At 40.9% G+C, this 12889-nt stretch carries 7 protein-coding genes; all 7 read right to left on the bottom strand.

All coding sequences use genetic code 11. The features are described from left to right. Positions 1-6 precede the first annotated feature (6 nt). Entirely contained in the window at positions 7-1245 is a 1239-nt protein-coding gene (gene phnA, locus JWR61_RS08745) for a phosphonoacetate hydrolase (protein WP_301927455.1), read from the bottom strand. Positions 1246-1317: 72 nt separating this feature from the next. Then, positions 1318-3501, bottom strand: a complete 2184-nt coding sequence (locus tag JWR61_RS08740; RefSeq protein ID WP_301927454.1) for a TonB-dependent receptor — start codon at positions 3499-3501, stop codon at positions 1318-1320. 6 nt (positions 3502-3507) lie between these two features. Next, on the bottom strand, positions 3508-6312 hold the full coding sequence (locus tag JWR61_RS08735; protein WP_301927453.1) for a bifunctional YncE family protein/alkaline phosphatase family protein: 2805 nt from the start codon (positions 6310-6312) through the stop codon (positions 3508-3510). 123 nt (positions 6313-6435) lie between these two features. Beyond that, positions 6436-8013: a SusD/RagB family nutrient-binding outer membrane lipoprotein gene (locus tag JWR61_RS08730; protein ID WP_301927452.1), complete on the bottom strand. Its 1578-nt coding sequence runs from the start codon at positions 8011-8013 to the stop codon at positions 6436-6438. Positions 8014-8041: 28 nt separating this feature from the next. Continuing rightward, positions 8042-11407 (bottom strand): SusC/RagA family TonB-linked outer membrane protein, encoded by a 3366-nt coding sequence (locus JWR61_RS08725; protein ID WP_301927451.1) that lies wholly within the window; start codon positions 11405-11407, stop codon positions 8042-8044. 152 nt (positions 11408-11559) lie between these two features. Continuing rightward, a complete protein-coding gene (locus JWR61_RS08720) occupies positions 11560-12135 on the bottom strand; it encodes a helix-turn-helix domain-containing protein (RefSeq protein ID WP_290340901.1) in 576 nt (191 codons plus the stop codon). A gap of 123 nt (positions 12136-12258) precedes the next feature. Continuing rightward, positions 12259-12855, bottom strand: a complete 597-nt coding sequence (locus tag JWR61_RS08715) for a DUF420 domain-containing protein (RefSeq protein ID WP_301927450.1) — start codon at positions 12853-12855, stop codon at positions 12259-12261. Positions 12856-12889: the final 34 nt, after the last annotated feature.

Raw genomic sequence — 12889 nt, 5'->3', positions numbered from 1 at the left:
TCAATTTTAGTTTGTTCCATTAATAGTAAAATCAAAAATGTCAAAATTGCGGGGATCGCCTGCAGCTTTCATTCTGTAGGTGGTATTTAAAGGATGTGAAATAATCATCGGCACCATTTCTTCGTACCGGCCACCATGAGACCGCAGGCTGCCATCCAGTGCAGATAAATCGTGGTATTGCGGTCTTCTGCCCACCACCACGTCTCTGCCAGACATTACAACAATGTCACCAATACGATCTTCCGGCTGTTCCAAAACCCTTACTGCTGTTGCCCTGTCATAGGCTTCAGTAATACCGGGCTGAATCATCAGCCAGTCTTTTATTTCTGTAACTTTTGACTGATCGGGTACATGTACCACTACATAAGAACCCAATGCGCCGTGGTGTTTTACATACGGATCTGTAATAGGGCAAATCACCCGGAAGCCTTCGCCGAATTTTTCTGTCAGCATATCTTCTACAAATAAAACATTGGGCGAACCATCTGCTTTTACTTTAGCGTTCATTCCATGATCTGCAGTGGCACCAACGACCGCACCAAGCGCCATCATCTTACCTATCTCTGCATCCATCGCTTCATAAAATGCCAGAGATTCTTCTGCTTCGGGTGCATAGGTATGCTGCATATAATCAGTTAAAGACAAGTATAAAAAATCTGCGATTCCTTTTTCTATCAAGGCAACGCCGGCACGCAATACAAACAAGCTTGCATCAGCACTGTAAATAGCGGGTGTAGGAAATCCAATCACATCTTCTGCATTGTCAATACCGTGTGTTTCCTTTTTTGCAAGGTTGGCTTTTTCTGCAGAGAAAGCAATGCCGTCTAATTTATAAGATAAAATATCTCTCAATTTTTCTTTAGCTGTCACCACGCCCACTTTACGTCCGGCATTGGCAGCAGCAGCCAGCAAAGTTTCAGCACGCAGGTATTCAGAGGAATTCATCATCACTTCCTGGTCGATGGCTGCATTATAAAAAAAGTTACCGCTTATGCCATGCACAGCAGGCGACGCCCCAGTTACAATAGAAGAATTATTTACGTTGGTAAAAGAAGGCAACGCACCTCTTACCATTCCCCTGTAACCTTTAACAGTCATGGCTTTCAGGTTAGGCATACGGTCGTGCGCCATGGTAATGTCCAGGTATTCATCGGCTGATCCATCAATACAAATCACCACAATTGGTTTTGCGGCAGGCTTATAGGTTTTGCCGTTTACAGAAAATTCATTGGTTGAAATACTCATCGTTATGTTGTTTGTTAAATAAAATATTTTCTTTCATTTTTAATCTTGATGACTTAATGCAAATACCAGGCTTTATAAGTTGTATCCTATACCTGCATAAAAACTTCTGCCAACAGATGGGATAATTCCCGGGCCCGGATATTCATCTGTGCGCTGGGTGAAATATCTTTTATCAGCCAAATTGTTGACGCCACCTTTGAACTTGAATTTTTTAATGCTTACAGTTGCTGACCAATCCATAATGCTGTAACCTGGTATACGGCCAATGATGGGGTTGCTGCTTCTTTCCGTATTGGCAGCATCTCCAAATGCTTTCGACTGATTTGAAAATTGGAAAGAAGTTGAGAATGCTTTTTTTGCATAATTAATACCGATGCGATTGATCACTTCGGGTGCATACTCTACCTGGTTGCCTTTGTAAATGCCTTTAGTATACCTTGCCCTTGTATATGCAAACGAATTATAGACTCTCAATTCGCCTGCTGTTTTATTGATTGCCAGAGCACGGGTGATATTCAATTCAACATAGCTCTCAACTCCTGTATGAATGCTTTTATCAGTGTTTGTCCGCAACGTATAATCGGCTCCGGTTTCATCTTTCATGTTAACCAACCCTATGCGGTTGCTGTAACTCAGGTAGAACAAGCTGATATCATAATTAAAATAATTCCCAACATTTCCTCTTACACCCAGATCGGCATTCCAGCCTTTAGGGTCTTTCATGTTAGGGTCAACTTTTGAAACAGAACCCAGCGGTACAAGCTGCGCATAGTCTACGGGGCGGTAAGCCTGTGAAATATTGCCGTACAGATTACTGTTTTTTCCAGCCTTGTATTGCAGGCCAAGTGCCATTAATAAAAAGCCTCTTTCCTTTTCTGTTTCTGTTTCCTTCTCAACACCGTTTACCTCAATTTCTGCTTCTGCTTCAGAACCCAGTGATTCAAAGCGCATACCGGGTGTAATGGAAAGCCTGTTATTTAACTTCAGGGTATTCTCTGCAAATGCAGCAATATTGGTCGTTGTAAAATGAAAATTTTCTTCAAACTCCCCGGTGGTGGATAAATCGAAATTGCTTTTGTTTGTCCCAGGCGCTTCTTCATTTCTGTGAAAAGAAGCCCTGGCAAAACGAATACCTGTTGCCAGTGTACTTTCCATTTTACCAACAATAAAGTTGTGCAGCAATCGTATTTCCGTTGCTGAACTCTTCATGATTTCCCGGTCTATTTCCCTGTCGCTGTAGTTGCCGGTTGCGGGATCAATTATATCCGCTTCGCCCGGTAATTTATTAAACCATACGAGGCTTCTTTCGCCGGCTAAATAGGTTGATTTAATTTGTAAAGAAGTAGTAGGCCGGATTTGATAATCCATTGAAGCAGTTAACACATTCCAGGGGCTTCGTAACCAGTTGCGGGAACGCACGGATGTTTTGCTATCTGTTTCAAACTGATCATCCGTTAAACCGCCAGGCATTTTAATCCTATTGCGCAATAACGAATACTCCAGGCCAAAGGTTATTTTTTCACTGGGCTGGTAATTAATTTTTCCATAACCCGTCAATTGCTTTTGTTCAGAGTTAGGCCGCCATCCACCCATAGTACGGTAATTCAGAAAAGTAAAATAACTCCACTTGTTGATGGTACCGCCAGCTGCATGGTAGCTATTAAACAGACCATCGCTGCCGGCCGTTTGCATGGTACTGTAATTAACCGTTTTATTGATACTACCTTCCTTCAAAACATAATTTACCATGCCGCCCAATTGAGACCCAAATTGTATTGCGGATGCTCCTTTGATAATTTCAACTCTCGACACAGCTTCCATTGGAGGAAGATAATACGTCTCATTGTAACCGTACACATCCGCGGCTACGTTGTATCCGTTTTGCCGCACGTTCATTTCCAGCGACTGTACAGGATTCAATCCGCGTACGCCGATTCCATTGGCGACAAAGCCGCCTGTTTCACTTTCTACAATATATAAACCAGGTATCCGTCCTAAAATCTGACGGGTATTGTTGATGGCTTTGTTAGCATCCAGGCTATCTACTTCAATCACTTCCGTTTTTTTTCCTGCATAAATAACCGGTCCATGTACTTCATTCAAATGACCAATACCATTGATGGTTTTATAGCCAACAACTTTTAGATCTTTAAGGTCAGTGACAGCCGTTGTATCTTCCACCTGAGCTTTACTTTGTACGGTTATAAAAAAGGTCAGCAGAAAAATCACCAACAATTGATTGCACGCATGATTCATACTATTTTACTTTCCCTTGGTTTGTTTGTAATGATTTTTGCGCATGTCGTCTTCATCATCCATATCTGGCCCCTGTATTACCTTACGCCAGTCTACCGAACGGCCGTATTTTTTCATGGCCTTTTCAACATCAAAAACCCTTGGGTCGTGCTGCACTAAAGTATAGGGTGTATAATCCGGTTTATCAGTAAAAAAATCCTGCAATAAAGAAGCAGTCACATCATATTGGTTTACATACTTTACATCCAAAATATTGTAAATGGTTTTTAAGATAGAACCAAAGTTGGCATGCGTGTGACTTACATACCCCTTCTTTACATAAGGTCCTGCCATCATTAAAATGCTGCGGTGTGCGTCAATGTGATCAACACCACCCTGCGGATCATCTTCTGTAATAATGACCAGCATATTTTTCCAGTATTTGGTACGGGATAAAAAATGTAAAATTCTGCCAACGGCCAAATCATTATCGGCTACAAAAGATTGTGGAAAATAGTATCCGTCTTCCGGCCTTGGTCCTGCAGTATGGTCATTGGGAACCTGCATAGTAATTAAAGAAGGTAATGGCTTTTTTCCTTTGATCCACATTTTTGTGAATTCTGATTCAAACTGGTTCATGCGGAACTGGTCTGGAATATTCATATTGAACCCTGCGTAATTGTGGCTAGTTCGGGTAAACAATGCTTTTTGCATAGGTACCATTACACCGTGTGCGGCACCTGTTGCGGTATCCATCCACTCCTCACGTACGTGCGCTGTTTCATTGGCTTCGCCAAAATTGTAGAAGTTTACTTTCTTTCTTTCCATCGCTTCCCACATCCCGCCAATTTCTCCGTAATCCTCAGGGTCCATGCTTCCGGTCGAGCCCGGAAAACGGCGGCCCGGTGCTTTTGAAAAAAAGTTAGCCGTTTTATCAACGCTTGAATTAGCTTCTACCCATTCGTTAGGTATTACGCCCATCATCCAGTGATGGCCGTGAATTGAAGCATCGCTGTCACAATAAAAATTATCGCTGAAAGCAAATTGTTTTGCCGCTTTATGGTGGTTGGGAGTTACATTTAAGTGTGCATATTTTGCCCGTAAAGAATCCGGTAAAGTAAAGTCACAATCAACTCCGAATCTTGCCAGGGTGGTATCGCCTTTGGCATTTTTTAACTGGCCGAAAACTTCATCATAACTCCTGTTTTCTTTGGTGATGTATACAATGTATTTAATGGGGGTTTGATGTGAGCCGGGCAATGAGGGCAAGGGATTTTTAGTATCATCAGTTACAAGGTTGCTCACAAAAGTATTGCTGATGCTTTGTTTTGTGTACGCAGCCAGTTCGCTCGCAGAAGGCATTTTAACTTTTTGAAAACTGCCCAGTTGAATATCGCCGATATAAGTGCCCTGGGGGGGCGCAACAAACCCATCGCCGCCATTGGGTCCTGCACCAAGGCCACGGCAACTGATGATGTACAATTCTTTTTCATCAGCGCTTAACTTAACCCTTGTCGGGCCCCAGCCTGCGGGAATTAATCCTTTGGTTGTTTTTGTTGCCACATCAATTACTGCTACAGCATTAAAACCCAGCAATGCTACATACAAAGTTTTTTCATCTTTACTCAATGTAATGCCAAATGGCAGCAGACCGCGAAATTTATCAATTCGTTTGTCAACAGTTATTTGAATATGCCCAAGTATTGTATGTTTTTTATAATCGATGATAGAAATGTTATCATTGGTAGCATTGGTTACATAAGCGAACTCTTTTCCTACTGCGATGGAGTTAGGACTTGCCCCGCCAACTACTTCTGCTTCTTCAATCATTTCCCCCACCTGGAAACCGGTTTTAAATTTATCAATCACTTTGTTAGTGGTGAGGTCCATGGTAAAAACACTCATGGCTTCGGGCGAGTGCGGACTTCCAACGCCGGGAATTTTTTTTCCTTCTATTTCTGTTCCGTTGATTGCTTCTTTTGTGTTGTCGCCATAAGGATGATGCGATATCATCATGGAGTTATAATTGTCTTTCGTCATGCCTTCTACGAGTGGATACGAATAGGCGCCAACGTTGGCAACGAACGCCATTTTTTTATCGGCACTTAATGCCAGGCCAAAAGGCTGACGGCCGGCGGGTATGGAAGCCGTAATTTTTTTAGCAGCAATATCGTAGCGCACCAGTCTGAAATTGCCCCTGTCTAAAATCAGTAATTCATGGTTTGATTCATTCAGCAACAGGTCTGAGGTGAAGCTGTCACCGAAGTCAATGCCGCCTGTTTTTCCATTTAAAGAAATGGAATCGATGCGTTGCAATTTTTCAATGTCGTACACAATTACAGCGCCGTTATCACCGCCGCTCAGGTAAACTGTTTTGGAATCCGGAGCGAAAGCTACACCTAAAAAAGAGCCTTGTGGCAGGGCTGTTGGTATAATACTGTTGTTGGCAGAATCTGTAGGGAAAGGGCTGCTGTTTAATGGCTCGTGTGTAAGCGGGGAATTGATTTTGTTTTCATAACCCGGAATTCTTGTGTCCTTCAATGTAGTAAGGTCGATGATAGTAAATACGCCGTTGTGAAGTGTTACTGCTTTTTTGCCATCGGGTGAAATGGCCATGCCAAAAGGGTCGTTGGTAATTCTAACTAAATTTCCAGCCGGTGTAACATATCGGCCGCTGGGCAATACTGAAGTTCCGGCAGCATCTATTTTGCAATATTGATTACTACCCGGTACAGAAAGGATGCTGACTTTTTTTTGCTGGGCTTCTAAATTTGTTACAAATATTACTGCGGAAAAAGCTGTAGCAAGGATTTGCTTAGTGATGGATTGCAAGGGATTTGATTTTAGTTAAAACAATCAAAGCAAAGACTAAAGCGAAACTACAAGGAGTAGTTTCGCTTTAGAAATAGATAATGCATTAAAGATTAATTACTGTTAAACCTGGAAGCAAAGATTTTATTTCACCAACCAGATATCAGCATTAATATCGTCACCGGCACCGCCAAACTGGCTTGTAATAGCTGCACTCAAATTGGTTCCGTTTACAGATATCTCATTGTTTGGATATTGAAACCTTTTAGGGATTTTATTTCCGTTTCCTGTACCAGCACCTATGTCAAATGTTGGCAACCCTGTTCTTCTCCACAGGTAATATCCCTGTAAACCGGAATTACGGAAATAGGCCAGGTATTTTTGGGTTATTATCTGGCTCAATCCATCCGCATTGTCACCTTTGTATTTTACCGCTGGTTGATTAAAGTATGTAGCAAAGCTAAAAGGAACTGTATAAACAAGATTACCGGTTCCGTCCGCCTTGCGAAGTGTTACAGTGTTATCTCCATCCTTAATCCCATAAAAATCAAACATCGCTTTTACTCCATTCATATACCAGGTTTCCGCACTTCCGGTTGTCCATCCCCTGTTAATTGCTTCTGCTATGCTTAAACAAACTTCAGCATAGCTTATAATAAAAGTTGGTTCACCTGTTAGACCAGAGTAATAGTGATTGTAATTGTATAAGGATAATCTTCCGGCGCCAGATTCTGAAGCCAGTGTACTCAAATTTTCACCTAAAGGCGCTCCTACATAAGATCTAAAGTCTGTATCGCCAAAACCTAACCCCCGGGCTGGTTCTGCAAGTACCATGGCTCTTAAATCATTTAAAGAACTCAGGGTATTTAAAAATGTAGACCCTAAATTTAGACGGCCTGCGTTATTTCCATAATTGGTAGCATTATCAGGATAGTAGTTAAATTTATCGTTGTATACATATTGCAGGTTATCGCTGTTACTTCCAAATATGGGATACTTAGAAGGGTTGCTAACGATATCATTGAACTGACCTTTTACATTTAAATCTGCTTCACCTGTTTTCTTACTTAATTCAATCAATACTCTCAAACGATAACTGTTAACTGCCTTCTGCCAGTGCACCAAGGCATCACGGGCACTGCTTGCATTATCGCTGGGGTTATAATAGAAATCACCAGAAAATTCAAGAAATCCATTAGCTAAAATATCTGTAAGAATAATGTTGGATGAGTCAAGCCATACAAGTGATTGCTTAAATACGTCTTTTTGTGAGTCGTATTTTGGTGCGATATTCTTAATGCCTTGCAGTGCTTCGCTCATTGGAACATCGCCTACTTTTTCGCTCATGCTAACAAAGAAAAAACTTCTTAAAAACAATCCCAGCGCATGATATGGATTGTTAGGAGTACCTGAAAGTTTCTCTGCAGTTGCTTCCATTGCCAGTACGTTATTCAGCGTACCGAAATTCCAGTTGGCGCTTCCGGTCCAGTATTTATTATCGCCGTAGTACGTATAGTTGGAAGCTATATATTGTGCAGCTTTATCTTCGTATCCACCCGGATAAACAACGACATCATTCAATATCGCCCTCAATAATACACCGGCTGGTACCGCAACCGGCTTATTTTTATTTTGTGAAAAGTCTTCAAATTTTTTGCTGCAGCCTGTAATGAATACAAGACCCGCTAAAGCAAAGACTATTTTATATTTCAATGATTTCATACAAATATTTTTTAGTTGGTGTTTATGTTTAGAAAACCACATTAATGTTAAACCCGTAGCTCCTGGTTGTAGGTGTTTGTAAGTCATATTCTCTGCTGATGCTGTTAAACTGGCTGCGACCGGGATACTGATCTACATCCATGTCTTTAAACGCCTGAGGGAAAAAGTAGAGCAGGTTTCTTCCTACAAAAGATACATCCACTTTGCTGATTGCCTTTCCAAGAAACTTTTTAGGCAAGGAGTAGCTGATAACCAATTCACGCAATTTGGCATATGTTTTATTAACCATTGTATGCTGTGGATCATTAAAGAAACTGCTAACATAGTCCTGTATCCAGAAAGTAGCCGTTTTGTTTTGGGCATAAGAAAGTGCTTTACTATTTGTAATCACACCCGTTGTAGGATCATACTCAATTAAGCCGCTTCCGCCAACAACCTGAACTCCATCTCCGCTAAGAATAGGAATGCCATTTGCATCTACAGCGCCTGCGTAACCAGCATCGCCCCAATGGTTGGATTCATACAAGCGGGCTTCGCCAATTTTACCACTGTTGGTATTGGCACCACGACCGCCTTCCGTTAACTTACGTAAAACACGGTCCTGGATTTTTCCACCGACCATTCCATCAAACTGAAAAGAAACGCTAAATGATTTGTAAGAAAATTTATTGTTAATACCCCATGACCAGCTTGGATCTGCGTGACCAAGGTATTGTGCTTTTGGCAGATAAATAGGGAACCCATCTTCATCATGTATTACTTTGCCGTCCGGTGTCATTGCTTCCATTGCACCATATAGCTGGTCCACCCTGTCACCAATATGATAAGGATAACCTGTACCATTACCCAGTGTGGTAGCACCACCAGCGAATTTTGCAAACACTTCTTTGTAGGTAGCCCAATTGATTAAAACATCCCATCTGAAATCTTTCTTTTGAATAGGTGTACCAGTCAGAGATAATTCAGCACCGGTTCTTTTAGTAGTTAAGCCAGTTGTTTTAAAATAACTTAAACCACTTGCTTCTGAAATTGATTGGTTGGATATAACCGGACCATCTTTATACTGAAAATAGGTAGCATTGAACCCAAGCCGGTTTTCCAGGAAACGAATATCAAATCCAGCTTCGTAGTTACTTCTTGAAGAAGGTGATATTCCCGGATTGATAGAATAGTTAGGCGCATATGCCCCTGTTAGGTTATTGTATACCGGCGAAGTAGAATAAGCTGGCTGTTGCAATTCATATGATGGACCGTCATACGGCGTGTAATAATTATTACCATACCCAACGGGGCCTCCAGTTCCAAGATCCTGGAATGCAGCACCTGCAAAGGCTCTTGTTCCACCATCTTTCACATTGGTAAAGCCGCCTCTTATTTTCAGGAAGGTAATTGCTTTGGGCAATTCAACATAATCTGATATCGCTGAACTCACAGTTACAGAAGGATAGAAATAGGCATTCTTACCAACAGGCAAGGCAGATGTTTTGTCAAGACGGCCTGTGGTAGCAATTGTAAAGTATTTTTTATACGTCAAATCCAGGGAATAATATGCGCTCGCCTGGATCATGTTGGATCCGAAAGAATAAGCACGTACCGGTTTGAAGGAGTTAGCAAATGTGTATACGTTTGGTACAATCAGCTGGTCTGTACTTACGTAACTGGAACCGTATTTCATATTGCGCATAGACCCACCGCCAAATGCACTTACTGAAAATCCGGTGTTGGCAACGTTTTCCTTATTGTATCTTACCAACAACTCGGTGTTATTTTCCCACAGGTCACGCCTGTCTTCACGGTAGTTTCCTTTTCCGTGCTCATCTCCATAAGGATGTGCTGAGAATGGCTCTTTTTCGCTCCTCAGCACATTGTAAGTAGTTATGTTAGAACGCAACATCACATCCAGGTCTTTGTTGAATTTGTAAGTAAAAGCCATCCAGCCATACAAATCGTTTTTGTAATGTGCCCTCAGCCATTCGTAGCTGGAAAACCAGGGATTGGAATACCTTTTATATTCAACGAAATTTTGCTGAACGCCTTCCTTACCTGGCTGCCAGTAGTTTCTGATACCCGGATCCAATACATTCCAGTCTGCGCCTGTCCAAACATCTACATTATAGATGATACTGTTAGGACCGTACACCGCATCAGGAATATTTTTTGAAAACTGGCGATTGTAATTGATGTTGCCTTCAATTTTAAATTTGTCACTCACGTCATAGCTGGCAACCAAGTTTAAATTAAGTGTATTCAAACTGGTGTTTGGCGTAATGCCACGCTGATATCCATTTGATACAGACATCCTGATATTGGAACGGTCTGTAACTGAAGAGAAATTGATATTATTGCTGGTTAACAAACCCGCCTGCAAAAAATTGGAGAGGTTATTTTTGCCCCTTGATACCCATGGCGTTGGTTTGATATTTCCCTTAAATGTCGATCCATCCAAAAAGGTAGTAGTATAAACTGTGTTTGGATCATACTCTCCGTCATATTGAGGTAATAATAACCCTGCATCCAAACGCGGTCCCCACACATCATAGTCCTTATCATTTTTACCAGACCCTGTTCCATTGCTGTTGTAATCACCAAAAGCATACTGTTGGTTATCACCACCGCCATATTGATTTTGCACTTTAGGAATAGCAATAAAACCTTTATTAACCTGTGTGCTGCTGTTTACTTCAACAGTAAAGCCTTTATTGTTTCTCTTACCTCTTTTGGTAGTAATCATAATGGCACCATTGATACCACGGCTACCGTATAAAGCTGCTGCTGTCGGGCCCTTCAATACTGAATAGGTTTCAATGTCATCGGGGCTGATGTTCCAGGTATCTGAGTTAATAGGTATACCATCCACAATATAAAAATTAAGTGGTGAACCTCTTAACAACACGGTTGGAGTAGCTAGCAATTCTGCGTTGATACCAACGTTTAAGCCAGCGACCTTCCCAACAAGGCTATTAACAGGATTGGATTCACGTGCCTTTAATAAATCGGCACCTTTTACTTCCTGTACAGAATAACCTATTCTTTTCACCTCTTTTTTTACACCCAACGCAGTAACTACAACTTCATTTAGTTGCTTGTTATCTGCAGTCAGGAATATGGTCATATAATTGGCAGACGCAGAAACTGTTTGCGTTTCAAAACCAACTATACTAATCGTTAACTTTTCACCTTTGGTAGCGGAAACTGAAAATTCACCGGCAGCATTGGAACTGGTTCCGGTTTTTGCATTTTTTACAAGTACGGTAGCTCCTTCGATTGGTTTACCCGTAGCGGCGTCTGAAATTTTGCCTTTTACCTCTACGTTTTGTGCGTGTAGAAATAACGGCAGGCACAATATGGCAAAAGCCAGTATACGCCTGAATAGATTAATTTTGGTTTGCTTCATAAACAGTTTTTAGTTTAGGTGACAAAAATATGCGTGCAGTTTTAACAAATTGTTGTCTCTAAGTTAAGTTAAAGTAAACTTATGGCAATATTTTTTCTAAAATGTTTAATGAAGGTAAACTTACGGGGGAGTTTATATTAAGCAGGCGCTTTCTATTTGGGTGTGTTGAATATATATAATACGAGTAGCTGGGCTTCTGTGTTTCCTACATTCCTGGGGTTATGTGGCTCTGTTGCGTCAAAAAAAATCGAGTCCCCTGCCTCCATTAAAAATACTTCTTCACCGATGGTATATTCTACTTTTCCTTTTAAGATATACTTAAATTCAAAGGCATCTGTTTGTACTGATGCCCTCTGAGCATCGGGCATCAGGGTTAGCAAAACAAAGTCTACATGGTATTGCTCAATCGTAGAAGACATGATGCGCTGGTAATGAAAACCCACCGTGTTTTCTTTTTCGAAGGGATGGTATTGCGCTGCTTTTTTAAAAATTACTTTGCTGCTTTGAGGCGTATTAAAATCGGTAAAAAAATCATTGATGTCAATGTGCATCGATTTAATGATGCTCAAAAAAACAGTGAGAGAAGGGATAGTGCGATTATTTTCCACCTGGCTAAGCATCCCTTTTGTTACGCCCGCTGACTCGGCAAGCTCCTGTAAAGTGATGTTTTTTTCTTTACGGATATCCTTCAGTTTAGCCATAATCTGAACAATGATATCTTCCTGCATAGACAATATTTTGCTTTACAACCCAAACTTAACAATAAAAAAGTAGTACAGACCCCAGGCTAAAAGAAGAAATTGTTAAGGCTTATTCTTATTCTTTACTAATAAAGATGAACGATTTCTTCCCTAACTATAATACGGACTGATCATTACATAGACCAACACACCGGTTATTGCTACATACAGCCAAACAGGCCAGGTAATTCTCGCCAGTTTTTTATGTTGTTCGTATTCACCAATTAACGACCTGTAAGCTGTAAATAAAATAAAAGGCAAAATAATTGCAGCCAAAGGTATATGTGTTATCAGTATGATGTAATAAAAAATACGCAAGTTGCCGGCAGCTGATTTTTCTCCTTCGCTTAAAATACCATCATGATTGAGATCGCCAAATTTGGTATCGCCTGCCAGTAAGTGGTGACAGATATAAGAAACCAAAAACAATACTGATAAAATGATGGCAGCCAGCATAATTTTTTTATGCAGCTGGTAGTTTCGCTGCTTTACTGCTACCAGGCCGGCTATCAATAAAATGGCTACTGCAGAATTGATGATGGCATTTAATTGCGCAAAAAAATGCAGGTTAAACCCAAGGTCAACCGATAGTTTAAATTTGGCTAAAAAAGCAACGGCAGCAAATACTACAACAGAAACAATCCATATAAATGTCTTTGCTCTTGTATCGTTTTTTTCCATCGAGGGAGGAAATAGTTCTGGAGTCATCTCATTTCTTTTTCTGTATACTTAGATAATTTTT

This window comes from Ferruginibacter sp. (assembly GCF_028288465.1).
GTDB lineage: Bacteria > Bacteroidota > Bacteroidia > Chitinophagales > Chitinophagaceae > Ferruginibacter.
Note: the sequence above shows the minus strand (reverse complement) of the source record. Positions and strands in the feature narration are given on the sequence as shown.